Below are 24,960 nucleotides of genomic sequence, written 5' to 3' on the forward strand. Positions count from 1 at the left end.
TCGGGAGTGTCCGTTTCGGACAAGAGTATCTGCAAGTGCAGCAACTCTCGCCCGAAACGGGCACTATCGGCAGCGCCACGGCACGTCGGTGGCGACCGGTAGGGTGAGCGCGTGACGACATCGGAACCATCGACCTCAGACACGCAAGCGCTTCGCATTCTGCACATTTCGGACTCCCACCTCTCCGGTGACGGTTCGCTGCATTATGGCCTGGTCGACACCCGCGCCGCGCTGCAGCGCGTGCTTGACCGCGCCGGCGAACTCGACGCGATCGATGCGGTGGTGGCATCCGGCGACCTCTCCGATGACGGCAGCGAAGCATCGTACCGGGCGCTGCGCGCGGCGATCGAGCCATGGGCGGCGCAGCGCGGGGCGGCAGTCGTCTATGCGATGGGCAACCACGACCTCCGCGACGGCTTCGAAACCGTGCTCGGCGAACGCGAAGGCGCGAAAACTGTTCGCGGCTTCCGGATCGTGCACCTCGACAGTTCGGTTCCCGGCTTCGGATACGGCGAAATGGATGCCTCGCAACTCGATCGCCTGCGCGCCCAGCTGGCGGAGCCCACCGAGAACGGCACGATCGTCGTACTGCATCACCCACCCGTGCCGGCAAATACCCCCCTGCTGGCAGCGCTCGAGCTTCAGCACCCGGAGACACTGCTGGAGGCCTGCGCCGGCGCCAACGGCAGCGCGGAGGGCAGCAGTGTGCGACTAATTCTCTCGGGCCACTACCATCACAGTCTCGTCGTGACGGCAGCCGGCATCCCCGTCGTGGTCGCCCCAGGCATCACGAACACGACGGATGCGCTCGCTCCCGCCGGAACGGAGCGCGCGACGATCGGCGCCGGCTTTGCGCTCATTGACCTGCCTGCCAGCGGCGGGCCTGTCAGCGGCGTGCCTGTCAGCGGCAGGCCTGTCAGCGGCAGGCCTGTCACCGGCGGGCCTGTCACCGGCGGGCCAGCGTCCGCCGCACCGCGTGTCACCTTCGTCTCGGCGCCCGGACCGGACGACGGCACAGAACTGTTCAATCTGGATGCGACAGCCATCGAGCAGATCGCCCGCGCGGCCGGACCGCAGAAATGACGCCGACCAAGCCCGGAGAGGTGATTGCCACCATTCGCTCGCTCTTGCCCTCGCTGCTACCGACGGAGCAGGCGGTGGCAACCGCGCTACTGGAGCACTCGGCGCAGATCGTGGAACTCAGTTCCGGGCAGGTAGCTGAGCTGGCGGGCGCGTCGCGTGCGACCGTCGTGCGCACCTGCCAAAGTCTCGGCTTCTCCGGCTATCAGCAATTGCGCGTGCTCTTGGCTCGGGATGCCGGCTATCTGGTCGCACCCGCACCGGCGGCGGCCGGCGCGGCCGGTATCGTCGGTGACGCGTTCCGGCACGTCGCAGCCGGGGTTACGTCAATGCTGGCGTTGCTGGACGAAGCCGAGGTCGAGCGGGCGGTCGAGACGCTGGCATCCGCCGGTCGTGTTGTCGTCGTCGGAAACGGGCTGTCGGCCTCGCTCGCCCTGGATGCGGCCGCCCGATTCAGCAGCATCGGTCGTGCCTCCGAGGCCCCGATGGACGTGTTCGGCCAGCAGATCACCGCCCGATTGTTGACACCAGCAGACGCCGTATTGGCGATCAGCGGCAGTGGCTCCAGCACCTCGACGCTGCGGGTCGCAGAAGCGGCCACCGCGGCCGGTGCAACGGTGATCGCGGTGACGGCGTTCGCCCGCAGCCCACTGGCCGAGGCTGCAACAATCAGCCTCGTCGTCACCATGCCGGATCTAACCTTCCGCGACGAGATCACCCTCGCGTCGCGCCTGCCGCAGGCGATCCTGGTCGAAGGGCTGGTTGCAGCGCTGACAGATCGTCTTGGCGCCGACGCCGCACGCGCCAAGTCGCTCGCGCTCGACGTGATCAGCGACAACCTGACGGAGTAGCACGCCAGCGGCCGTCGAGCGATAGTCGAACGGTCGAATGATGCCGCCGCTGCACCATCAGTCGACCGCTTCGCTATCACTCAGCAGCTGGGCGGAGCCCCGAGTGTTGCAGAATCCAGGCATGCATAGCCACGGCAGCCGCAGCTGACGCATTGATCGACCGCGTCGAGCCGAACTGGCTGATTTCGACAACGGCATCCGCGGCCTCGAGCAGCCCGACCGAGAGCCCGGGACCTTCCTGTCCGAAGACGAGCACGCACGCCTTCGGAAACTCGAACGTCTCGATGATCACACTGCCGGGCACGTTGTCGATCGCGATGATCGGCAGGTTTTCGTGACGTGCCCAGGCGACCAGATCAACGACATCTGCGTGGTGCACCACATGCTGGTAGCGGTCGGTCACCATGGCGCCCCGCTTGTTCCAGCGCCGCCGGCCGACGATGTGCACTGTGTGCGCGCCGAACGCGTTTGCGCTACGCACGATCGAGCCGATGTTCATGTCATGCTGCCAGTTCTCGATGGCGACGTGGAACGGATGCCGTGTCGTGTCGAGGTCGGCGACGATCGCCTCCATCGACCAATACCGGTAGCGGTCGATCACGTTGCGGGTGTCGCCGTGCTCGAGAAGTTCCGGGTCAAAGCGCGGGTCGGCGGGCCATTCGTCGCGGCCGCCACGCCACGGACCGACACCGTGCGTCGTCCACTCGGCTGTCGGATGCTCGTGCGCAGGCTGGTCACGAGTCGACACCTCGTGCGTCGTCGGCTCATGCGTTGACACCGCTGGCATCGCTTGTTCCGGAGCTGCCGGTGTCGGTTCGTTCACCCATTCAGGGTATCGTTCGAGGCTGTATGACCTCGCCACAGATTGTCGGATTGCGCGGCATCGTGTAGCCCTTGAGCGAGAGCCCACGGGTGATGATATTCGACGTGTAGCTGACCACGGTTACCCCTCTTGGTAATTGATGTTGGCTCTTGGTAATTGACTTTGGTAGTGGATGCCGATTGTGCGATCGTGTCGTGTGTTCAGCACACGGAGCAACCGTTACGCAGGCCGGCTGTTCTTTCCATCCAGCCACAGTTCCGTGGACTCGTCTCGGTGACTTCCTTCTGACCCAACGTGCTTTTCGCTAATGGTGGGCCCGTTCTTGATGACGTGAACCATAGCCATCGCGTGTCCGCGCCCGAGACCGTACTCCTCCTTGAGCCAGTCGATGATAGGTCCCGCTTTGATCGGTTGAATATCGAGTTTTCTGTCGTGTGCCAGCGCGAGAAGTTCCCGCGGCGTGAGGCCGGTCTTGTCTTCGATCGTGTCGAGGTATGCCTGGAATGACATTGTTTTAGCTCCTTCTGTTCTCGGCAGTTTGATCCGCAGCCGCCGCTGAACGCCGATAGATGAGGTCGAGCACACCCGTGGCGAACACTGCAGACTGCGCGAGGTCAAATGTGATCGAGTCGAGACCAGTGGCGAACAACTTTTCGCCGTTGCCGAGCACGATCGGATGAATCATGAGCTCAAGCTCGTCAAGCAGCCGTTCCCGGATGAGCCAGCGCACGAGAGTGATGCTTCCGGCGACGGCGATGATGGCGTTTTCCTCTGCGGCCAAATGAGTGAGTTGTGCGCGCAGGTCTGCGTGGGCAATGGAGGAGTTTCGCCACGTGAGTGCCTCAGTTCCTGAAGTAGCGACGAGCTTAGGCATCGAATTGATGCGCTGTGCAAGGAACTCCTCGCCCGGCCGGTGTGGCCACGAATCAGCGAAAATCTCGTAGCTCACCCGCCCGAGCAGAAGCGTATCCGCACGCGCAAAGTGAGCAGAAACCGCGGACGCCATCTCGTCATTCATGAAGGGGAAATGCCATTTCTCAGGCGCCCGGACGACGCCGTCCAAAGAGATGAATAGTTGCGCAATGACGTTACCCACCGCTGTCCCTCAGTTACCGAAGAACTCGGCGATGACGGGACCGAATACGGCGGCGACCTGCTTCACGGTGTTCCTCTCATTGCCGACCCGCGTGGTCGGTACTAGACGGTACTGTACCGAGATAGTACGGTACTGTCTAGTACCAGGGAGGTTCGCGATGCAAGTTAACAACGAAGGCGGCCCCGCGTCACGGGGGAGCGAGGAAAAGCGACAGCAGATGCTCGACGCAGCCCTGACACTGTTCGTCGCCAACGGCTATGTCGGCACGAGCACCGACCAGATCGCTGCAGCATCATCGGTGTCCAAGCAGACGATCTACAAGTACTTCGTCGACAAAGAGGGGCTCTTCACAGCGCTCATCACCGACGTGAGCGACCGCATCCACAATCCGTTCGACGAGCTCGCTGACGCAATGCGTTCTGCGCTAGATGCCGAGTCAGCGATCAAGCTCCTCGCTGAGCAATTCACCCGTTCGATTATGAACCCGCGTGTTCAGGAGATCCGACGCCTGGTCCTCGCCGAGGCAACCCGCTTCCCAGATCTGGGACGTTTGTATTGGCAACGAGGTTTCGAGAGGGTGCTCGAATCAGTGACAGATTGTCTCCGGCTCGTGGCTGAGCGCGGGCTGCTGTCGATTTCACGGCCGCCGGTTGCCGCGCAGCACCTCACGGGAATGCTCCTGTGGATTCCAAGCAACCGGGTCATGTTCTGCGGCCCGGATGGCGGATTTGACGCAGACGAACTGACGCAGCTCATAGACCTCGGGGTCGGGGCCTTTATCTCGGCCTACCGCCCCCAATACGATTCAAAGGAGTAGCCCGATGCTGAATAAGGTGGAGGGATCCGAGCTTGTGATCGGCACTGGCCGCACGATCAAGTTCGAAGGCGAGGAGCATGGATCTGGTGTCTCGTTCTTCCTTGTGGACAATGAGCAAGGCCAGGGTCCCGCCCCGCACCGTCACCCATACAGCGAGACGTGGGTCGTCCTCGAGGGCGAGGCCATCGTCACTGCCGACGGTGGAGAAACTCCCGCATCGATCGGTGACATTCTGGTTGTCGAACCGGGCACGGCGCATCAGTTTCGCGCGACAGGCGAGGGGCGTCTGCGAATGATGTGCATCCATGCATCGCCGCGTTTCCACCAAGAGAATCTAGAAGCGTGATGAGCCATGTGGATCTAGCGCAACCTTGCGTTCCTCCAAAGGCAGTCACGTAGAACGTCTACGGGCGGTCCGCCTCCCGAAGGAGCCGCTGCATGTGCTCGTGGGCTCCGGCCATCCCGGTGTTTCTCACCCGGACGTCGTCGGATTGCCCTCGCCGCATTACGTCGTCGATGTAGCGACGATCCGCATCGAGGCGAGCCCGCGGGTTATGCCCGACGTTGCCGTGACCAAGGATGACGACCTCGGCTTGTTCGATGATCGTACGGGGCCGCCCTCCACGGTTTCAGGGGATTGACAGGGCGTCGGTCGGCTTATCACTTGGGAAGAGGATCGGGCTGAGCAAGTAGGGCCGTCGACCGGATGTTGGTTGGTTGGCGAGAGTGGGGGCCAGCAGAGTGATCAGTTGTTGCCTCAGCGCTGTGAGTTCTTCCGGAGTCGCCCAGATGGTGCTTTGGCGGTAGGAGACGGAATCGGCTGTCGGGTTCGCTCCCGCACGGTCGAGGTAGGAGTTGAATTCGGCGAGCAGGGTCATCACGGCCGCGGCAAAGGATCGGCGGTACTCATCGAGAGTCATTGCCGATGCATCGTCACTGTCAAGGGTTGGCCGGTCTCGACGTAGACGGTAGCTGCGTTCGATCGCTCCGCGGACCCGTCGTTCACCGCCGACTTCCAGGAGGCCCGCGTCGAGGAGCACCGCGACATGGCGGTAGACGGTTGACTTCGAGATTTCCGGCATCCGCTCGCACAGCTCCGTGATGGCCAACTCGTCGCTCGCGGACAATGCGTGAATCACCCGGAGGCGAACCGGGTGCAGTAGCACTTCAGTGACATTCATACACTTACTCTTTCACATCTGATACCGTTGTCATATCTGACATTAGTTGAGGAGGTAACAGGGTGAGAAACGTTCCCGGTCGCATCGTTGCAGTCAATGGGCGCACGGTCTATGTCGAAGAGTCCGGCACGGGGGATGACTGGGTGGTGTTCGAGGCGGGCGGGGGCTGCGGCCGAACCGGCTGGGACCCGGTGGTAGCGCTGCTAGCCGATCGGGCCCGGCTAGTGACCTACGACCGTGCGGGGCGCGCTCTCAGCGGTCGCACCACCGAAGAACTCAGCATCGATGACATGGCCGACGACCTGGTGGCAATGGTCGAGGCAGTCGTCCCGGGGCGGTTCGTGCTGGTTGCACATAGCATGGGAGGGCTGGTCGCCCGCCGCGCCGTCGAGCGTCTTGGCGGCCGACTGCGCGGACTGCTGCTGCTCGACCCAACGCCAGAGACCTCCCCCACATACGACAGCTGGGACCAGACAGTCCACAAAACGGACCGCATGCTTGCGGTGACGCAGACGCTGACCCGGTTCGCTCCGCTGGCGCGACTGTTCAGTGGGAATCTGCGGCGCTGGTATGCCGACGACACCTATCAGGCCATGCTCGCCGAAGACTTCACCCCCGCCGGCACCGCTCAGACACGCAAGGAAGTCCACGCGGTGGCCGCAGCCATCCCGCCGTTTCGCGCCCAGCCGCCCGAACTCCCGAAGTGCCTTACGATCACGCTCTCAGCAGGACGCCCCGAGAAGGGGCGAGAACGCCAGAACGTGTCCGCTCAAGAACACCAACGTCGTTACGCTGATTCTCTCCCCAACGGGCGCTACGAACGCCTCGACGCCAACCACCTCATCCACGCAGAACAACCGCAAACCGTCGCCGACCACATCCGCACCCTCCTGCACCAATAGAGCGCATCGGATTCGGTTTCGTCGGGTCAGTCACCTCTCCTGGCTACTGGTCGTGACCGAACACCTTGCCTGTGAGCGCCTGAACATCGCGGTCAAGGCCGTCCAACCGAGTCTCAAACCGGTCCATGCGCTTCTCGATGTTCTCAAACCGCAACGCCACCTCGGTGCGGAACGCGTTCAACTCTGTCCGGATACCGCGAAGTTCAGCGCTCAGGGTGCGGTTCAGCAGCGTGACGATGACCGACATGAACCCGACGAAACCGGCCGCAAGCACGCCGATCACCGTCCAGGTCTGTGCGTCGCTCAGTGTGATCACCCCCTCAGTTTCTCATCCGGTTCAGCAAAAGCCGAGATTCGGCGCCCTCGCTGAGACCGACATGCCCGAAATCTGTTCAGAACTCGAGATGGACCCCACGTATGCGGGCGCAGGCGCTCGAAACCTCCGGTTCATCTGCCCCGGTTACGCTAGAACCAGCACAAAAGGGAGGTATGAGTGAGCAACCGCGACGAGATCGAATGCTGGCTGACCGACATGGACGGCGTGCTCGTCCACGAGAACGACGCACTGCCCGGTGCCGCAGAATTGATCCAGCAGTGGCGGGACGCCGAGACCCCGTTCCTCGTGCTGACCAACAATTCGATCTTCACGCCGCGCGACCTGGCAGCGCGACTGCGCGCATCCGGTCTCGAAATTCCTGAAGAGTCGATTTGGACCTCCGCCCTGGCAACCGCCGCGTTCTGCAAGTCGCAGTTGCCCGGGGGCAGCGCGTTCGTGATCGGCGAGGCTGGCATCACGACGGCTCTGCACGAGGCCGGTTTCATCATGACCGAAACGGACCCGGACTATGTCGTCGTCGGTGAGACCCGAAACTACTCGTTCGAGGCGATTACGAAGGCGATCCGGTTGATCGTCGACGGTGCCCGCTTCATCGTGACCAATCCGGATGCCACCGGGCCGAGCGCCGACGGACCTCTCCCGGCCACCGGCGCGATCGCCGCGCTCATCACGAAGGCCACGGGGCGGGAGCCATACGTGGTCGGCAAGCCGAACCCGATGATGTTCCGCTCCGCGATGAACAAGATCGGCGCACACTCGGAGAACACCGGCATGATCGGCGACCGGATGGACACTGATATCGTCGCTGGCATCGAGGCCGGGCTGCATACGATCCTGGTGCTCACCGGCATCAGTGATCAGGCAGAGATCGAACGCTACCCATTCCGACCCGACGAGATCATCTCCGGCGTGCACGAGCTGGTTTCAACCGAACCCATGGAAACCGACGCGATCTGAACCGTGTCAATGCCGGCTGCTGCCGTACCGTTGATCCATGGACTTCACAGCCGCACCCACACTTACCGGCAGGCTTGCAACTCTGGAGCAACTCAGCACCGATCATACGGCCGAACTCGCCGACGCTGTGGCCGATGGCGAGTTGTGGCGCACGTGGTACACGAACATACCGACCCCGGATGCTGTGCCTGCCGAGATCGACCGTCGCCTCGCCGAGCAGGCGGTCGGCATGATGGCGCCCTGGGCCATCCGTCGCACAGACACCGGTGCAATCTGCGGCCTGACCACCTACATGAACATCGCGGCCGAGCACGCACGCGTCGAGATCGGTTCGACCTGGATGGCGCCGAGCGCCCAAGGCACCGGCATCAACCCGGACGCCAAATTGCTGCTGCTGACCCGTGCGTTCGAGACGCTCGGATGCAACGTGGTCGAGTTCCGCACTCATTGGCACAACCAGCAGTCGCGGGCTGCGATCGCGCGCCTCGGCGCCAAGCAGGACGGCGTGCTGCGGAACAATCAGGTCTGGAAAGACGGCTCGCTCCGCGACACTGTCGTGTTCTCGATCATCAGCGGTGAGTGGCCGGCCGTGCGCAGCGGGTTGACGGCGCGCGTGGCGCGCCATGCGGCATCCGGTCGCTGAACGGGTCTCGATACGCCTGCTCGCCCTTCGGCTGCGCTCAGGGACCGAAAGCTCGCGGGCTACTCGACCACCGGACCCGTTGGTCGAGTAAGGAGCGCTAGCGACTTCTTTACCCGGCCACCGGACCCGTTGGTCGAGTAAGGAGCGCTAGCGACTGTATCGAGACCTGGTGAGCTGATCCGTGGAGATCTCGCCTGCTCGACCACCGAGCGCTCGGGCGCGTCAGCGCACGATTGCCGAACGGAGCATGAGCCAGGAACCCGCCGCCGACAACGCCACAACGACAATCGCCGCGACGGCCAGCCACCACAGCTGGAATGCCGCAACGATCGCGGGCATCGAAGGAATGACGATGATCAGCGCGACGATCAAGACGAGCACGACGCACACCGCGAGCGCGACAGGCCCACGCGATCCGAATCGTACCCAGGCCGCGGCGAAAGCTCCGCCAAGTGTGAGGAGCGTCAGCGTGCCGAGGAACACGATCGGCACCAGCCGGGTCAGGTCCCCGGCACCCAGAACGTTGACGTCGAAGATGTAGAAGTTCGAGAACCAGTGGCCGGTCGCCTTCTCGATCAACATCAGCACGGCGAACACGACCGTGAGGTAGGCCGACATGATCGCGGCCCACACCAGCGTGCCTCCCGTGAACGCCCGCCGCGTTGCGCCCAAGGTGAGCGCGAACGGAAACGTCGTGCCCACGGATTGCACGCCGAGGTAGCCCAGAAATCCGGCGAGGGCATAGACCAACCCTGGGTTGTACCGGGACGACTCGACCCAGATCGCACTTCCTGGAACGCTTCCCGACCGCAAGAAGAACAGCGAGATCAGCACGGACACCAGCGCGACCAGCGCTGTGATGTAAAGCGGCACGAGCAGCGTTGTCTCGCGCTTGTTCAGGTGCAGCTTGACCGATGACACGACGGTACTCATCAGTGTGTTCCCTTCTTCGCTGCGGTCGGTTCGCCCGCCGCAACCAACCCACCGGATGCGTCCGCACCCGCAACTACTTTCTCTTCCGCGGGTGCGCCCACCCGCGCCGATCCCGATCGCCTTGGCTTCTCGCTCGAGTCCGGCTCGTATTCCCCGAATGCCACGACGAGTTCCGGCAGGGTGACCGGGGCGACCTGCACGCCGGCCGCACGGGCATCCGCTCGCATGGTGTCGTCCAGGCCACCGCGCACGGTCACTGACCGCAGGCCGCCGATCGCGTGCGAGCGCAGCACGGTTCGGCCGGCTGCGAGCCGGCCGACGGCATCCGCTGTGCCACTGACCGTGAACGCGAGGCCCTGAAGTTCATCGGTGGGACTGTCTGCAACGACCGTACCGCGGTCGATGATCACGACATGATCGAAGAGCCGCTCCGACTCCTCAATGAGGTGCGTCGACAGCACAATCGTGCGCGGGTGCGCCGCATAGTCGCGAATGAGCACATCGTGAAAGAGTGCCCGAGCGGTGATGTCCAGCCCGAGGTACGGCTCGTCGAGCAGCGTGACGGGTGAACGCGAGGCGATCCCGAGCACGATTGCGATCGACGACAGTTGCCCGCGCGAGAGCTTCTTGATCCGGGCCTTGCCGGGGATGCGGAAGCCGTCGACCAATTCTGCGGCGACATCCGCGTTCCAGTTCGGGGCAAAGTCGGGCGCGATTCGCAGCACGTGGTGCAGTTTGTAGTCGTCCGGGTAGCGCTGGTTGTCGCGCACGTAGGAAATCTGCGACAACACGGACGCGTTCTCGAACGGCGCAGCGCCGAGTACCTCGACGCCGCCGGAGCTGGGGCGATCCTGGCCGGCGATGATCGACATGATCGTCGTCTTTCCGGCGCCGTTACGACCGAGCAGACCGAGGATCGACCCCTCGGCGACGGCGAAGCTCAAGTCATTCAGGGCTTTGATGCGCCCGAACGTTCTGGTGACACCGTGCACGGCAATTGCGTTCGTCATGCGTGGTCCTCCACTTTCTCGAAAATCAACTGCTGCAGAGTGTCGGAGTCGATGCCGAGGACACGGGCCTCAGCCAGCAGCGGATCAATGTATTTGTCCTGGAACTCATTCAGGCGGCGCCTGCGTAAGGTGTCTCGCGCTCCCGGTGCGACAAACATGCCGATGCCTCGTTTCTTGTAGAGCACGCCGAGGTCGACGAGCAGGTTGACCCCCTTGCTCACCGTCGCCGGGTTCATGTGAAAGAACAGGGCGAAGTCGGTCGCCGACGGCACGGCGGTCTCTTCCGGATACGTTCCGGCCGCGATGTCATCAGCGATCCGATCAGCGAGTTGCTGAAAGAGTGGGCTGTCATCGGTGAACACAGGACCACTCTAGTCCATTAGTCGACTAATGGACCAACTTTCTATTTTTCGGCGGACTTTTTGCTCAACGATGCTCCTCACCCGCTACCGTGCGCCACGACGTGTGGCGTGCGCCAGTTAAACTGGCGCACCGTGCGCGAAGCGGCGCACGGGCGGGGCGCGCGGTCTCGGCGGGCGGTCTCGAGCGTGCGGTCTCGGGCGCGCGGTCCGCACCGCGGCAGCCGGCAGGTCAGGACGGGCCGGGGCCGGCAATGCTCCCGGTCAGCGGCTCGCCGCCGGCACGGTTCACGAAACAGAAGTACGAACGCTGACCGCCTTGCCATTGCTCGGCGGTCGCCGGATACGCGGCCTGGATCTGTGCATCGGTGAACGCAGCGGCAGCGGTGAGGTTCAGGATGCCGGGGCGACTACAGAGCAGATTGATCTGCGAGGCCAACTGGTCGACACCCGGGTACGCGGCGGCGGCATCCGTTGAGAACACTCCGGTGTATACGAGTTGCGCGGCATGCGGAGTCGCGCAATCGACAACGGTGAAAGTCAGCGCCCACGGCGTGGTGAACGGTTGCAGGCATTCGCCGCCGCGCAGGGAGTCCCAGGCGTGTGTTCCGGGGCTTTGCGGCCCGGTTGCGACCACCGTCGGGGTCGGCGTGGGAGTCGGAGTTGCCGTCTTCGTCGCGGTCGGCGTGGGAGCAGGCGCACCCTGAAACATTGTGGGGAGCCGGGTGCCGAGCACGAACAGCCCGATCAGCAGTAAGACGACGAGGAGCGCGCCGGCCACCCAGAACAGCACTCGCGTGGACCGACGAGCGGATGCGTCGCGCGGCCCGCGCGGACCGCCCGCGCCGTGCCGGGCATCCGCAATCGGGGACCTGGTTGCCACAGCGGCAGGGATCGCTCCGGGCGCGGGGGCGACCGGTGCGTGGGCGACAGCTGCGTGGGCGACAGCTGCGTGGGCGACAGCTGCAGGGCCGACCGGCGCAAGGCCCGCCGGTGAGCCCGTCGCGGCCGACGTGAAGAACGCGTCGGTCGCCGTCTCCTGTAGCGGCGCATCCGTGGTTGGGAGTGCCGCGGTCGGGAGTGCTGGGGTCGGGAGTGCTGGGGTCGACACGGCTGGGGTCGACACGGCTGGGGTCGACACGGCTGGGGTCGACACGGCTGGGGTCGGCACGGCTGGGGTCGGCACGGCTGGGGTCGGCACGGCTGGGGTCGGCACGGCCGGGGTCGACACGGCTGGGGCCACCTGGGACGGAGCGGTTTCGGGCACCACAGGCTCCGTCGCCTGCGGATGGATCAACGGGTCGACTTGGTCGTTTGGCGTCAGTCCCCACAGGAAAGTTGCGGGGCCGGTATCCGATGCGTTCGCGACCGACTCAGGCGGAACGTCGGGCTGCGCGCGCGCAATTGACTGCGTCGGCACGCTTGGAGCCTCGGGAACTGCCGGCACGCTTGGAACTGGGGGCACGATTGGAACCGTCGGCGCAGTCTGAGCTGCCGGCACGACGCGCTCAGTCGGTGCGGCCGGTTCGATCGGATCGACGGGGTTGATGGGTTCGACTGATTCGGTGGCCCACGACCAGCGCAGCTTCGGCGGAGCGTCCGCGGAACGAGGCAGATCAGGCGCGATGGGCGCTTCTGGCGTCAAGGGTGTTTCGGCCACGACGGGCGGATCAGGCGCGATGGGTGGCGGGGCGAGAACGTCCGCTGCTCCGGTCGGCTCCGGCACGGTCGGCTCCGGCACGGTCGGCTCCGGCACGGTCAGTTCCGGCACCTCAGCCTCCGGCACCTCAGCCTCCGGCACCTCCGACTCCGGTGCGCGCTGCGCCGGTGCGCGCTGCGCGGGTGTGCGATCCTGTGTGCGGCTACCGCTCAGCTGTTCGAGCAGCCAGTCAGTGCCGCCGAGCGCATCCGTAGTATCGTCGTCGACGGCATCCGCATCGTCGTGATCCGAGTGGTCTTCGGCGCCAGTTGGATCTGCCGGGTCCCCTCCGCTGTGTTGTGCCACGGCCTATGCGAGCCCCAGATCGGTGAGCCCGATCGCAGCGAAGTAGGGGTAACCTGCGCCCTCGATCACTTCTTTTGCACCGGTCGCGCGATCGACGACGACCGCGACTCCGGCGATGACGGCACCGACCTTCTTCAACGCCTCGATCGCCTGCAGCGGAGAGCCGCCGGTCGTCGAGGTGTCTTCCAGCACGATCACCCGCTTGCCTTCGAGATCCGGGCCTTCGACCTGCTTGCCGCGGCCGTGGTCCTTCGGCTCTTTGCGCACGACGAAGGCGTCGTACGCCAACCCGCGTGCAGCTCCCTGGTGCAGTACGGCGGCTGCGACCGGGTCGGCACCCATCGTCATGCCGCCGACCGCGAAGACGTCTGGCACGTCGGCGATGAGGTCGATCATGACCTGCCCGATCAGGGGGGCAACCCGATGGTCGAGGCTGACCTTGCGCAGGTCAACGTAGTAGGTGGCCTTCTTGCCGCTGGTCAGCGTGAAGTCACCGTGAAACACGGCCTCCGCCGAAATATAGTCGATGAGCTGCTGTCGCGCGTCCGTCACGAGAATAACCTTACTGTTTGACACCCGCCGGGTTGCCGATTCGGCCTCCACGCACACGGCAGCCCGCACGCACCGCTGCTGCCAGCGCCATGAACGGGGCCGGGTTCGCCGGCTGGCCGGACAATGGCAGTGGATCACGGTATTCTCGAGGAACGCGTAGCGTGGCACCAATCAAGTCAGAGGCAGGCCACCAGGTCGCGGAGCAGGCTCCGCGTTCGGTCGATTGGCCGAGCGGACGGCACAAGACAGGCCAGCCAACAGGGGAGTTGACCGGATGCGAACCCGGTTCGTTCTGATCACGGCAGTTCTCGCCGCGGTGGTAATGGTGAGCGCCGGCTGCGGCGCCGTCGCGCCAGTAGCACCTGCAATGTCTCACACCACGGGCGGGCCCACGGAGCCTTCGGGGTCGTGGCCAGGGCAGGTCAGCGCGATCCTGGTGCAGCCGGTCGACAATGCCCAAGTCGTCCGCGGCAGCGACGGAATGGACCACGTCGAATACGGACTCCTCGTCGTCAACGTATTCAGCGACCCGGTGACGCTGACCGGTGTGACGGTCGTCGGGCCGGGCGGCAAGAAGCTCACGCGGATCGAAGGAGACAAGCTCGCGGTCGCGACCCAGTCGCTATACACTCACGCGCCGTCACCCGTCGTCGCCGTGTCGGCGGCCGTGGCGGTGGAAATCGACCTCGTACTGCCGCCGGGCCAGGTGCCGGAGCAGGTGACACATCGCATCGACTACACACTCCCGAAAGGACTACCGGGCGCCGCGATCATCGATGACCGTAGCGTTCACGGCCCTGAGCTTGCCATCGACCGCAGCAAGGCCATCACGATCGCATCTCCGTTGGCGGGCGACGGCTGGCTCGCCACCTCCGCGTGCTGTGCACCCAACGTCCACCGGGATCTTCGGCTCGCGGCTGACGGGCTCCGCATTGCGACGGCTGAGACCTTCGCCGTCGACTGGGCGCGAGTGAAGGGCGACCGAGTCTACGACGGCACCGGGAGCAGCAACGAGCAGTTCTACGGCTTCGGGGCCGACGTGCTTGCTGTCGCCGACGGAACGGTCGTCGCAGCCACCGACGGCGCGCCGGAGTCGATCCCGTTCAATTCCAAACCGGCAGAGACCAAGGAGGGCTTCGGCGGCAATCAGGTGATCCTGAAGATCGCCCCTGGCGTGTATGCGGCCTACGGTCACTTGCAGCCGGGCAACCTCACGGTGCGCGTCGGCGACACCGTCAAGACCGGAGAAGTCATTGCCAAGCTCGGGAACACCGGGCCCTCCCAAGGCCCGCACCTGCACTTCGGCCTACTGGACAGGCCCGACCTCTTCGTGGGGCGCAGTCTGCCGTTCGTGTTCAAAAGTCTCACCGTCACCGGCACCGTGGACTTCGCGGCATCGACCGGCGATGAGCTCGTGATCTCGCCAGCATCGCACAAGGCCCGCATGGCTTATCCGCTCTACGGCACCATTGCCGACTTCCCCTGATCCGCTGGACTGTCGGGCCCGCCGCGCTATCGGACCCGCCCCGCTATCGAACCCGTTCGACGACCTGGCGGATCGCAGTCGCGACGAGTGCCGGCTGCTCGACCGCAATGCCGTGACCGCTATGGGTGTCCGTGATGTGCGTGGCATCCAACGAATGGGCGAGGAGTTCCTGCGCCTGGGTCCACGCCGGCCAGGTCGACGCACCGGGTGTCACGCCGAGATCCCATGGCCGGTCGGACGAGAGCACGGCGGCCGGAATACGAGGAGCCACCGCGCCTGCCTGGAGTTCTGCGACGCTCGTTTCATAATCAGGCGATTCGGCGTCGGGTGACTTCGCGTGTGCGGTCGCGTTCGTTGCCATCCAGTTGGACCATTGCATGGGTGTGAGGGTGCTCTTCAGATACACGGATGCCGCATCCACCAACACAATGCCTTTCGTCTCGCCCGGGTGTTGCCGCGCGAACTGTTGTGCGATCATCCCGCCCCACGAGGCGCCGACCAGCACGTACGGGCCGGGCTCGCCCGCCGCGGTCAGGAGCGCCTGGAGGTCGACGACGTCCTGCAGTGCCGTTGTCGGCTGTGCTACGGAGGTCGACCGATCCGGTGCGCCAGACATCAGGGTCGTCCCTGGCCGGTCGTAGGCGCAGACCCGGCCAGTGCGAGCAAGGGTGTCGAACACCGACTGAGTGCTGGGCGTCGGCGGCGCGGCCGGGTCCGCGGTCGCGACCGCGCTCATCCACTCGTCGGCGGCGCCGCCGGTGCCCGAGATCAAGACCACCGTCGGGGAGCCGGATCCTCGGCATTCAAGATAGAGCCGGCGCCCGCCTGGGATGTCGACCGGGCGCGCGAAGTCCGTGCCGGGCGAGGCGCTCGGCGCCGCGGTGAAAGACACTCCCGTGCCACCCTGGTCAGGTGCGTGAGCGGCGCATCCGCCTACGAGTGCGACACCGGCTGCGATCGAAGCGAACACCACGGCCCGCAATGCCAGCGACATGCCTCGCGCAGATCGCGACCGGAGACGCTCCTCTTTCGGCCTTGATTTCGAGACGCTCGCACGGCCCGACCGACTCTCGCTTCGCTCCATCTCACCTATGCAGCGGGCTGACACCCGCTGCTCCTCACTCAGCGGAATAGCAACACCACCCATTCACGCAAAACCGGGGACTTCGCGCAAGACCGGACCTGCAACCGATTGCCCATCCGGTTTGTCGTCAAAAGTCCGGGCCAGCGCGAAGTCGTGCACCTGAATCAGCGTAAGGGGTAGGACCCCGCCGTCACGCGTTCTGCGGGAACCCCAGGTTGATCCCGCCGTGGCTCGGGTCGAGCCACCGACTGGTCACAGCCTTGGCGCGTGTGAAGAACCGCACGCCCTCGGTGCCATACGCGGTGGTGTCGCCGAACATCGAATCGTTCCAGCCGCCGAACGAGAAGTATGCAACCGGCACAGGGATCGGCACGTTGATGCCGATCATGCCGACCTGCACCTCACGTTGGAAGCGCCGTGCGGCACCCCCGTCGTTGGTGAAGATCGCCGTGCCATTGCCGTAGTGCACGTTGTTGATGATGTTCAGGCCCTCTTCATAGCCGGACACTCGCACAACAGAGAGCACCGGGCCAAAGATCTCGTCGGTGTATACCTTCGAGGTCACCGGCACACGGTCGATCAGTGTCGGGCCGAGCCAGAAGCCGTCGGCGTCGCCGTCTGCCTTCACGTCACGACCGTCCACCACAACGGATGCGCCGTCCTCGGTCGCCAAATCGATGTACGACGCGACCTTGTCACGATGCACTGCGGTGATCAGCGGCCCCATGTCGCAGCCGCGACGTCCGTCTCCGGTCGTGAGTCCGGACATCCGCTCGGTGATCTTCGCGATGAGCTCGTCGGCCACAGTGTCGACGACCAGCAGCACGCTGATAGCCATGCAACGCTCGCCGGCCGAGCCGAAGCCTGCATTGACGGCAGCATCCGCGGTCACGTCGAGGTCGGCATCCGGCAGCACGAGCATGTGGTTCTTCGCGCCGCCCAGCGCCTGCACGCGCTTGCCGTTCTTCGATGCGGTCTCGTAAATGTATTTCGCGATCGGCGTCGAGCCGACGAAGGAGATCGAGGCGACATCCGGATGCTCAAGCAACGCATCCACTGATTCCTTGTCTCCGTGCACCACGTTCATCACACCGTCCGGCAGCCCGGCCTCCTGCATGAGTTTTGCCAGCCACACCGACGAAGACGGGTCCTTCTCGCTCGGCTTCAACACCACCGTGTTGCCCGCCGCGATCGCGATCGGGAAAAACCACAGCGGCACCATCGCCGGAAAGTTGAACGGCGTGATGATGCCGACCACGCCGAGCGGCTGCCTGGTCGAATAGACGTCGACGCCGGTCGACGCGTTCTCCGTGTACTCGCCCTTGGCCAGATGCGGCAGGCCGAGCGCGAATTCGACGACCTCGAGTCCGCGAGTGATCTCACCGAACGCGTCGGAGAGCACTTTGCCGTGCTCCGAGGTGAGGATCTCCGCAAGCTCCTGACGCCGCGCGTTCAGCAGTTCACGAAAGTTGAACATCACCTGCAGGCGTTTCGCCCAGGAGGTGTCGCTCCAAGCGGGAAAAGCCGCGCGTGCGGCAGCGACCGCGGTGTCGACATCCGCTGCGCTGCCCAGGCGCACCTGCTTCTCGGCGACGCCCTTTGCGGGGTCGTAAACGGGTGCAGAGCGAGTCGATTCGCCTTCGACGGAGGTGCCGTCGATCCAGTGGTTGATGAAGTCGGTCATGAGAGGATCCCTTGTTTGCTATTCGATCGAGGTCAGCGCGTCGTCATAGATCGCCATGGCCTCTGCGACCTCGGCGTCTGTGACAATGCACGGCGGCACGACGTGCACCCTGTTGTCTTGAATGAACGGAAGCATGCCGCGCTCGAGCAGCCCAGCCTTCAGCGCGCCCATCTTCGCGGCCGCGAGCGGCTCGCGGGTGTCGCGATCGGCGACCAGTTCGACCGCCCAGAACACGCCTTCGCCGCGCACCTCACCGATTGACGGATGCTTGTCGGCCAGTTCCGCAAGACCCGGACCGATCGCGTCGGCGCCGACCCGAGCGGCGTTCTCGACGATGCCCTCGGCCTTCATGGCGTCCAGGGTTGCAATAATCGAGCCCATCGCAAGCGGATGCCCGCTGTAGGTGAGGCCGCCGGGGAAGACGGTGCTGTCGAAGTCGTGAGCGATCGCATCCGAAATGATGACACCGCCGGCGGGCACGTAGCCCGAGTTCACACCCTTGGCGAACGTGATCAGGTCGGGGGTTACGTCGTAGCCCTGGAAGCTGAACCAGCGGCCGGACCGGCCGAAGCCCGCCATCACCTCGTCGAGGATCAGCACCAGGTCATAGCGGTCGGCAAGTGCGCGAACACCGGCCAGATAGCCGGGCGGCGGAATGAGCACACCGGCCGTGCCGGGGATCGATTCGAGCAGGATGCCGGCGATCGACGCCGGCCCCTCAGACTGGATCACGCGCTCCAGGTGGCGCAGGGCCCGCTCGCTCTCCTGTTCCGGTGTTGACGCCCAGAACTCGCTGCGATACAGGTACGGCCCGAAGAAGTGTGCGTGCCCGCGCGCGTATTGGTTCTGCACGCGCCGCCAGTCGCCCGTCGCAACGATGGCTGCACCCGTGTTGCCGTGGTATGAGCGGTAACTGGACAAGATGGTGTCGCGCCCCGTGTGCAGGCGAGCGAGCCGGATTGCGTTCTCATTCGCATCCGCGCCGCCATTGGTGAAGAAGACCTTATTGAAGCCGTCGGGCGCGAGATCGACGATCCGTTGCGCGGCTTCGCCGCGTGAGAGGTTGGCCGTCGCTGGCGCAATGGTGGCCAACTGCTCGGCCTGGCGCTTGATGCCTTCGATGACGGCCGGATGCTGGTGCCCGATATTCAGGTTCACCAACTGACTCGAGAAGTCGAGATACTGCTTGCCGTCGAAGTCCCACGCGCGGCATCCGCTGCCGCCGGCAATCACCAGCGGATTGCGCCCCGCCTGTGCGGACCAGGAGTGGAAGACATGGGCGACGTCCAGGTCATGGGCGCGTTGCCCGTCGGCCGGATTCAGGTCGTTCATGACTGCTCCCTTGCGTTGTTGGGGCCCGCGTTGTTGCGGCTTGCGTTGTTGTGATTCGTGGCGGTGTTCGTGGCTGTGTTCACATCGTTGTTCATGACTTTGCCACCACGTGCTGCGAGAGCGCCGGGATCACAGTCTCCCCATAGACGCGCAACGTCTCTTCCTTGTTGTCGTGCTGCAGGTAGCCTGCGAACTGGTGCACCCCGAGTTCTTTCAGCCGCGTGAGTTTCTCGATGTGGTCATCCGCAGTGCCGAGCACGCAGAATCGGTCGACGATCTCATCGGGCACGAACTGGGTGTGGGTGTTGCCGGCGCGGCCGTGCTCGTTGTAGTCGTAGCCCTCACGGCCGGCGATGTAGTCGGTGAGCGCCTGCGGAATCGCGCCGCCGGTGCCGTATTTCGCCACGATGTCGGCCACGTGGTTGCCGACCATCCCACCGAACCAGCGGCACTCCTCGCGCATGTGCGCTCGCGATTCTTCGGAGCCGTCACCGATGTACATCGGAGCCGCAACGCAGAACTTGACGGACATGGGATCCCGGCCGGCGTTGGACGCGGCATCCCGCACGGTCTTGATCATCCACGCGGCAATGTCGACATCCGCCAGCTGCAGGATGAAGCCGTCGCCGACCTCACCGGCGAGTTTGAGCGCGAGCGGCCCGTATGCCGCGACCCACATCTCGAGAGACGAGCCGTGGCTCCACGGGAATTGCAGCGTCGCACCGTTGTATTCGACCGGGCGGGAGTTCGCGAGTTCGCGAATCACATGGATCGATTCGCGTAGTGTCTTCAGCGTCGTCGGTGCACCGTTGGTGACCCGCACGGCCGAGTCGCCGCGGCCGATGCCGCAGACTGTGCGGTTGCCGTACATCTCGTTGAGCGTCGCGTACGTTGACGCAGTGACCGTCCAGTCTCGCGTCGCCGGATTGGTGACCATGGGGCCGACGATGATGCGGCTGGTCTCGGCGAGGATGCGGCTGTAGATCACATACGGCTCTTGCCAGAGCAGGTGTGAGTCGAACGTCCACGCGTGCGTGAAACCGTATTGCTCGGCGAGCTTCGCGAGATACACCGTGCGCGAGGCCGGCGGGTTGGTTTGAAGTACGACTCCGAAATCCATCTTTTTTCGTCCTTACGTTTCCGCTGGTCGAGTAGCGACGCGAGGCACGAGCGCCGCGTATCGAGACCAAGGCATTGGTCTGGAGATCTCGATACACGTGCTCCTGCGTCGCGCGTTACTCGATCAACAGGTCTTTAGGTCAGGTATTGGGTCAGGCCACGCTTGATGAAGGCGCCATCGCCGGCGTGCCCGAGATACTGGTTGTCGTCGATGATGACCCGGCCACGCGAGAGCACCGTGTCGACGTGACCGTCGATCTCGAAGCCTTCCCACGCGCTGTAGTCCATGTTCATGTGATGGGTCTTGCCCACACCGATCGACGTATGGCCGTTCGGGTTGTAGATCACCACGTCCCCGTCTGCGCCCGGCTGGACGACACCCTTCTTGCCGTACATCCCGAACATGCGCGCCGGCGTTGTCGAGGTGACCTCCACCCAGCGCGGCAGTGAGATGTTGCCCTCGACGACGCCCTGGTAGAGCAAGTCCATCCGGTGTTCGACCGACCCGATGCCGTTCGGGATCTTCGAGAAATCGCCGATCCCCATGTCCTTCTGGCCCTTCATGCAGAACGGGCAGTGATCGGTCGAGACCATCTGCAGATCGTTCTTGCGCAGCGCCTGCCACATGTGATGCTGATGACCCTCTTCGCGCGAGCGCAACGGGGTCGAGCACACCCACTTGGCGCCCTCGAAACTCCCCCATTCCTCGCTGGAGGCGCCGAGCTGCTCCTCGAGCGACAGGTAGAGGTACTGCGGGCAGGTCTCGCCGAACACATTCCTGCCCCTCGCACGCGCGGCCGCGATCTGCTCGACGGCCTGCTTCGCGGACACGTGCACGATGTACAGCGGCGCACCGGTGATGTCTGCGATCATGATCGCCCGGTGCGTGGCCTCTTCCTCCGCCTGCCAGGGCCGCGTCGTGCCATGGAAATATGGCGAAGTGTTGCCCGCCTCAAGCGCCTGCTTCACGAGAACGTCGATGACCGCACCGTTCTCAGCGTGCATCATCATCATGGCGCCATTCTCGGCGCCCTTCTGGAATGCCCGCAGGATCTGCCCGTCATCAGACAGGAACACACCCTTGTATGCCATGAACAGCTTGAAGCTGGTGACGCCCTCTGCGACGAGTTCGTCCATCGCGGTCAGCGACGAATCCTGCACATCGGAGAGGATCTGGTGAAAGCCGTAGTCGATCGCGCAGTTGCCCGCGGCCTTCTCGTGCCACAGGTGGTACTGGTCGACGACGTTCTGGTCGGGATACTGCACGATGAAGTCGACGATGCTCGTCGTGCCGCCCCACGCAGCCGCGCGGGTACCCGTCTCGAACGTGTCGGAGGCGTTCGTGCCGCCGAACGGCATCTCCATGTGTGTGTGCGCATCGATGCCGCCGGGGATCACGTACTTGCCGGCCGCGTCGATCACGGTGTCAACGTTGTGTTCCACGTCGAAGCCGAGCAGCGTCGACCCGGGTGCCAGCACCGCGGCGATCGTCTCACCGTCGATCAACACATCGGCGGATGCCGTTCCGGTCGCGTTCACGACCGTCCCGTTCTTGATCAGTGTCTTCATGTCATCCTCTTACTGTTACCCGGTGGTTGAGGAGCAGCCGACGAAGGAGGCCGCGTCTCGAAACCCGTGTCTTGTGCGGTGCAGGGTCTGGTTTCGAGACGCGTCGCTCGTTCCTCGCGGCGCTCTTGAACCAGCGCTCGTTATGGTTGGGTGATGCGGGTGTAGGAATCGGGGCGGCGGTCACGGTAGAACTGCCAGTCATCACGCACCGCCCGCACCATGTCCAAGTCCAGATCCCGGATCACGACCTCCTCATCCTCCCCCGACCCGTACCCGCCGACAATGTTGCCCTGCGGATCCGCGAACTGACTATTCCCGTAAAACGTCACCGCCTCATCGCCGTACTCGTTATCCTCACGCCCCACCCGGTTCGCCGCCGCCACAAAATACCCATTCGCCGCCGCAGCCGCCGGCTGCTCCAACTCCCACAACCTGTTCGACAAACCCGGCTTGGTCGCATTCGGATTAAACACAATCTGCGCCCCACCCAAACCCAACTCCCGCCAGCCCTCCGGGAAATGCCGGTCATAACAGATATACACACCCACCGGCCCCACAGCCGTCGCGAAAACCGGATACCCCAAATTCCCCGGCCGGAAATAGAACTTCTCCCAAAACTTCTCCAAATGCGGAATGTGATGCTTACGGTACTTCCCCAGGATGGTCCCGTCCGCATCCACCACCACCGCCGTGTTGTAATACACCCCCGGCTGGTCCTCCTCATAAATCGGCAACACCATCACCAGATTCAGTTCCTTGGCCAGGGCGGCGAAACGCTGCACGATCGGCCCATCCGCCGCCTCCGCATACCCGTAATACTTCTTATCCTGCGTAATCCCGAAATACGGGCCGTAAAACAGTTCCTGAAAACAAATCACCCGCGCACCAGCAGCCGCCGCCTCCCGGGCAAACCCTTCATGCTTATCCAACATCGACGCCTTATCACCCGTCCACCGCGTCTGCGTAATCGCCGCACGAACAACATTCGAACCCACAGCTGGCGGCGTGCTGTTAGAGGGTGTGCTGTCAGATGGTGTGCTGCTAGACGGTGTGCTGATAGACATTGCTTGGCTCCTCAATCTTCGTCGATCGAGCTGGTCGAACTGAAGTACCGAGAACCGGCCCGACTCGCACGACATGCTTGCAACTCATCCTTACTGCCAATGCAGTGCATGGCAAGCCGAGCCGGACGACCTGCGCATGTGAGCAGGTTGCTCGCACAGAACGTCCGCCCGGTTGGCTACGCTGAGCGGATGCGCCTCCGTCTCGCCGCCGCTGCATTCGCGCTCGTCATGGTCCCACTTGCGAGCGCAACGCCAGCGAGCGCGGCGACGGCAGCGCCAGCGGTCGCTCCCGTGGCAGCAGCGCCGGCGCCCGCTGCTCACCTGAACGCGCCGACCGCCGCCAACGATTTCAGCTTCGACTCGTTCACGGCCGATTACTACCTCGGCCGCGATGACGGGCGCAATGCAACCCTGCGCACCGTTGAAACCCTCGTGGCCAATTTTCCGAACACCGACCAGAACCACGGCATCGAACGCAATATCCCGACCTCCTACAACGAAGTCGACTTGCGCCTTCACGTCGTCTCGGTGACAGATGCCGCCGGCCGGCCCCTGCACTACGTGCGGAGCGACCAGGCGGACGCCGGCTACGCGTCGCTGCGCATCGGCGACGCCAGCACCTTCGTGCATGGCACTCAGACGTATGTCATCACGTACACGATGCGGAACGTGATCCGCTCGTTCGCGGACACCAACGCCGACGAATTCTATTGGGACACCAACGGCACGGCCTGGCTGCAGCCATTCGACCAGGTCACCGCGCGTGTGCATCTGGCACCCGGGCTCAGTTCAGAACTCACCGGCAAACAGGCCTGCTACCGAGGAATCGAAGGCAGCACCCGCCGCTGCACGATCGCCCGAAGCGGCACGACGATTACGGCGACGAGCACCAACCTAGGGCCGTCCGAGAACATGACCGTTGCAATCGGCTTCAACCGCTTCACCTTCGCCACCCCACCGCTGCTTCGAGACAGTTGGTTCTTCACCATCGTGCCGTGGCTGCTGGTTGGTCTCGCCGCTCTCGCGGCCGGGTGGGCACTGTGGTTGCGCACCTTCCGGTGGCGGGATGCGCCGGGTCGCCCCACGATCATCGCCGAGTACACTCCGCCGAAAGATGTGTATCCCGCATTGGCGGCTGAGCTGCTGCGGCTGCGCAAGACAGGATTGTCGGCGCAAATCGTGAGCTTCGCGGTCAACAAGATCGTGCGCATCCGCGAATTTCCAATGGAGCCCGCACAGCGCCGCTACCAACTGGAATTGCTGAAGGACGACGTCAGCTCACGGGCCGGGCCGGAAACGGTCATCCTCACGACCCTGTTCGGCCACCTGACAATCGGAAGCACCGTCCGCCTCGATCGTGCCGACGTCACGCTTGGCGATCGCTTGGCCAAGCACCGGAGCGACCAACAACTCCAGGTGCGCACGCTGAAGTTTCGGGCGAAACCACGCACCAAGCGGCCGCGACTGATCGCCTGGAGTTCTTTGGCGCTGATGGTGCTGAGTTTCGCCCACTTCATCCTGGGCAAGGAGCTGAACGCCGACTCCGGATGGACATCGCTCGCCCTCGTTCTGGTGCTGGCTCTGTCGATCACCGCGTGGATTGCTGCCATCCCGCCCTTCCGGCTCACCGCGACCGGCGCCGAGTTGCGCGATCACCTCCGCGGGCTCCGGCTCTACATTCAACTGGCGGAGGCCGATCGCATCCGAGTGTTGCAAGCGCCTGGCACCGCAGAACGCATCGATGTCACCGACCGCTCGGCCGTGATTCGGCTGTACGAGAAGCTCCTGCCGTATGCCATGATCTTCGGCTTGGAGAAGCAATGGATCGGCGAGCTCGAACAGAACTATGCCGTCACGCAGGAACCGGATTGGTACGCCGGCACCGGCAATCTGGCGAACATCGCCATTCTGACCAGCGTCGTCGGCAGCGGCAATTTCGCCACCACACCGTCAGCCTCGAGCGGTTCCGGCTCATACGGCGGTGGCAGCTTCTCCGGCGGTTCCGGTGGAGGCGGATTCTCCGGCGGAGGCGGCGGAGGCGGCGGGGGCGGGGGCTGGTGATGTGATGAGGGTGCT

The 24,960-nt window shown here is 64.3% G+C and carries 26 protein-coding genes; 10 read left to right on the forward strand and 16 right to left on the reverse strand.

Annotated elements, in window-relative coordinates:
* Positions 1 to 111 precede the first annotated feature (111 nt).
* Both QU604_RS20445 and QU604_RS20450 read left to right on the forward strand, forming a co-directional pair.
* Entirely contained in the window at positions 112 to 1,083 is a 972-nt protein-coding gene (locus tag QU604_RS20445; RefSeq protein ID WP_308466440.1) for a metallophosphoesterase, read from the forward strand.
* Positions 1,080 to 1,931, forward strand: a complete 852-nt coding sequence (locus QU604_RS20450; protein WP_308466441.1) for a MurR/RpiR family transcriptional regulator — start codon at positions 1,080 to 1,082, stop codon at positions 1,929 to 1,931. The genes QU604_RS20445 and QU604_RS20450 overlap by 4 nt, the downstream gene beginning before the upstream one ends.
* A gap of 76 nt (positions 1,932 to 2,007) precedes the next feature.
* Here the strand turns inward: QU604_RS20450 and QU604_RS20455 are convergent, their stop codons facing one another.
* From QU604_RS20455 to QU604_RS20465, 3 genes are all read right to left on the reverse strand, one after another.
* On the reverse strand, positions 2,008 to 2,754 hold the full coding sequence (locus QU604_RS20455) for a TrmH family RNA methyltransferase (protein ID WP_457852543.1): 747 nt from the start codon (positions 2,752 to 2,754) through the stop codon (positions 2,008 to 2,010).
* Positions 2,755 to 2,973: 219 nt separating this feature from the next.
* Entirely contained in the window at positions 2,974 to 3,264 is a 291-nt protein-coding gene (locus tag QU604_RS20460; RefSeq protein ID WP_308466442.1) for a DUF4287 domain-containing protein, read from the reverse strand.
* Positions 3,265 to 3,268: 4 nt separating this feature from the next.
* Complete coding sequence (locus QU604_RS20465) at positions 3,269 to 3,850, reverse strand: dihydrofolate reductase family protein (RefSeq protein ID WP_308466443.1); 582 nt, start codon at positions 3,848 to 3,850, stop codon at positions 3,269 to 3,271.
* A gap of 157 nt (positions 3,851 to 4,007) precedes the next feature.
* On the opposite strand from QU604_RS20465, the gene QU604_RS20470 reads away from it, so the two are divergent.
* The 3 genes from QU604_RS20470 to QU604_RS20480 all read left to right on the forward strand — a co-directional run bounded on the left by QU604_RS20470 (position 4,008) and on the right by QU604_RS20480 (position 5,308).
* A complete protein-coding gene (locus tag QU604_RS20470; RefSeq protein ID WP_308466444.1) occupies positions 4,008 to 4,667 on the forward strand; it encodes a TetR/AcrR family transcriptional regulator in 660 nt (219 codons plus the stop codon).
* A 4-nt stretch (positions 4,668 to 4,671) separates the two neighbouring features.
* A complete protein-coding gene (locus QU604_RS20475) occupies positions 4,672 to 5,013 on the forward strand; it encodes a cupin domain-containing protein (RefSeq protein ID WP_308466445.1) in 342 nt (113 codons plus the stop codon).
* Between the two features lie 94 nt (positions 5,014 to 5,107).
* A complete protein-coding gene (locus QU604_RS20480; protein ID WP_308466446.1) occupies positions 5,108 to 5,308 on the forward strand; it encodes a hypothetical protein in 201 nt (66 codons plus the stop codon).
* On the opposite strand, the gene QU604_RS20485 is transcribed toward QU604_RS20480, so the two are convergent.
* On the reverse strand, positions 5,297 to 5,848 hold the full coding sequence (locus tag QU604_RS20485) for a helix-turn-helix domain-containing protein (RefSeq protein WP_308466447.1): 552 nt from the start codon (positions 5,846 to 5,848) through the stop codon (positions 5,297 to 5,299). The two genes, QU604_RS20480 and QU604_RS20485, sit on opposite strands and share 12 nt — an antisense overlap.
* 62 nt (positions 5,849 to 5,910) lie before the next feature.
* On the opposite strand from QU604_RS20485, the gene QU604_RS20490 reads away from it, so the two are divergent.
* Positions 5,911 to 6,750: an alpha/beta fold hydrolase gene (locus QU604_RS20490; protein ID WP_308466448.1), complete on the forward strand. Its 840-nt coding sequence runs from the start codon at positions 5,911 to 5,913 to the stop codon at positions 6,748 to 6,750.
* Positions 6,751 to 6,793: 43 nt separating this feature from the next.
* On the opposite strand, the gene QU604_RS20495 is transcribed toward QU604_RS20490, so the two are convergent.
* A complete protein-coding gene (locus QU604_RS20495) occupies positions 6,794 to 7,066 on the reverse strand; it encodes a hypothetical protein (protein ID WP_308466449.1) in 273 nt (90 codons plus the stop codon).
* A gap of 177 nt (positions 7,067 to 7,243) precedes the next feature.
* On the opposite strand from QU604_RS20495, the gene QU604_RS20500 reads away from it, so the two are divergent.
* Entirely contained in the window at positions 7,244 to 8,044 is an 801-nt protein-coding gene (locus QU604_RS20500; protein ID WP_308466450.1) for an HAD-IIA family hydrolase, read from the forward strand.
* Between the two features lie 37 nt (positions 8,045 to 8,081).
* Entirely contained in the window at positions 8,082 to 8,687 is a 606-nt protein-coding gene (locus tag QU604_RS20505) for a GNAT family N-acetyltransferase (RefSeq protein ID WP_308466451.1), read from the forward strand.
* A 222-nt stretch (positions 8,688 to 8,909) separates the two neighbouring features.
* Here QU604_RS20505 and QU604_RS20510 read toward each other — a convergent pair whose 3' ends face one another.
* The 5 genes from QU604_RS20510 to pyrE form a co-directional block, all read right to left on the reverse strand.
* Positions 8,910 to 9,620 (reverse strand): hypothetical protein, encoded by a 711-nt coding sequence (locus tag QU604_RS20510; RefSeq protein WP_308466452.1) that lies wholly within the window; start codon positions 9,618 to 9,620, stop codon positions 8,910 to 8,912.
* Entirely contained in the window at positions 9,620 to 10,630 is a 1,011-nt protein-coding gene (locus QU604_RS20515) for an ABC transporter ATP-binding protein (protein WP_308466453.1), read from the reverse strand. Before QU604_RS20515 ends, QU604_RS20510 begins: the two co-directional genes overlap by 1 nt.
* Positions 10,627 to 10,992 (reverse strand): GntR family transcriptional regulator, encoded by a 366-nt coding sequence (locus QU604_RS20520; RefSeq protein ID WP_308466454.1) that lies wholly within the window; start codon positions 10,990 to 10,992, stop codon positions 10,627 to 10,629. Before QU604_RS20520 ends, QU604_RS20515 begins: the two co-directional genes overlap by 4 nt.
* Before the next feature lie 229 nt (positions 10,993 to 11,221).
* On the reverse strand, positions 11,222 to 12,994 hold the full coding sequence (locus QU604_RS20525) for a septum formation family protein (protein ID WP_308466455.1): 1,773 nt from the start codon (positions 12,992 to 12,994) through the stop codon (positions 11,222 to 11,224).
* Between the two features lie 3 nt (positions 12,995 to 12,997).
* Positions 12,998 to 13,552 (reverse strand): orotate phosphoribosyltransferase, encoded by a 555-nt coding sequence (pyrE, locus tag QU604_RS20530; RefSeq protein ID WP_308468991.1) that lies wholly within the window; start codon positions 13,550 to 13,552, stop codon positions 12,998 to 13,000.
* Between the two features lie 361 nt (positions 13,553 to 13,913).
* Between pyrE and QU604_RS20535 the strand changes: the two genes are divergently transcribed.
* Positions 13,914 to 15,032: a M23 family metallopeptidase gene (locus tag QU604_RS20535; RefSeq protein WP_308466456.1), complete on the forward strand. Its 1,119-nt coding sequence runs from the start codon at positions 13,914 to 13,916 to the stop codon at positions 15,030 to 15,032.
* A gap of 43 nt (positions 15,033 to 15,075) precedes the next feature.
* Here the strand turns inward: QU604_RS20535 and QU604_RS20540 are convergent, their stop codons facing one another.
* The 6 genes from QU604_RS20540 to QU604_RS20565 all read right to left on the reverse strand — a co-directional run bounded on the left by QU604_RS20540 (position 15,076) and on the right by QU604_RS20565 (position 22,884).
* Entirely contained in the window at positions 15,076 to 16,026 is a 951-nt protein-coding gene (locus QU604_RS20540; RefSeq protein WP_308466457.1) for an alpha/beta fold hydrolase, read from the reverse strand.
* Between the two features lie 280 nt (positions 16,027 to 16,306).
* Positions 16,307 to 17,800: a CoA-acylating methylmalonate-semialdehyde dehydrogenase gene (locus QU604_RS20545; protein ID WP_308466458.1), complete on the reverse strand. Its 1,494-nt coding sequence runs from the start codon at positions 17,798 to 17,800 to the stop codon at positions 16,307 to 16,309.
* 18 nt (positions 17,801 to 17,818) lie between these two features.
* Positions 17,819 to 19,132: an aspartate aminotransferase family protein gene (locus tag QU604_RS20550; RefSeq protein ID WP_308466459.1), complete on the reverse strand. Its 1,314-nt coding sequence runs from the start codon at positions 19,130 to 19,132 to the stop codon at positions 17,819 to 17,821.
* A gap of 91 nt (positions 19,133 to 19,223) precedes the next feature.
* Complete coding sequence (locus QU604_RS20555) at positions 19,224 to 20,252, reverse strand: TIGR03842 family LLM class F420-dependent oxidoreductase (RefSeq protein ID WP_308466460.1); 1,029 nt, start codon at positions 20,250 to 20,252, stop codon at positions 19,224 to 19,226.
* 134 nt (positions 20,253 to 20,386) lie between these two features.
* On the reverse strand, positions 20,387 to 21,820 hold the full coding sequence (gene hydA, locus QU604_RS20560; RefSeq protein ID WP_308466461.1) for a dihydropyrimidinase: 1,434 nt from the start codon (positions 21,818 to 21,820) through the stop codon (positions 20,387 to 20,389).
* 140 nt (positions 21,821 to 21,960) lie between these two features.
* Positions 21,961 to 22,884: a nitrilase-related carbon-nitrogen hydrolase gene (locus tag QU604_RS20565; RefSeq protein WP_308466462.1), complete on the reverse strand. Its 924-nt coding sequence runs from the start codon at positions 22,882 to 22,884 to the stop codon at positions 21,961 to 21,963.
* Between the two features lie 189 nt (positions 22,885 to 23,073).
* On the opposite strand from QU604_RS20565, the gene QU604_RS20570 reads away from it, so the two are divergent.
* A complete protein-coding gene (locus QU604_RS20570; protein WP_308466463.1) occupies positions 23,074 to 24,945 on the forward strand; it encodes a DUF2207 domain-containing protein in 1,872 nt (623 codons plus the stop codon).
* Positions 24,946 to 24,960: the final 15 nt, after the last annotated feature.

This window comes from Rathayibacter sp. SW19, from assembly GCF_030866825.1.
Lineage (GTDB): Bacteria > Actinomycetota > Actinomycetes > Actinomycetales > Microbacteriaceae > Rathayibacter_A > Rathayibacter_A soli.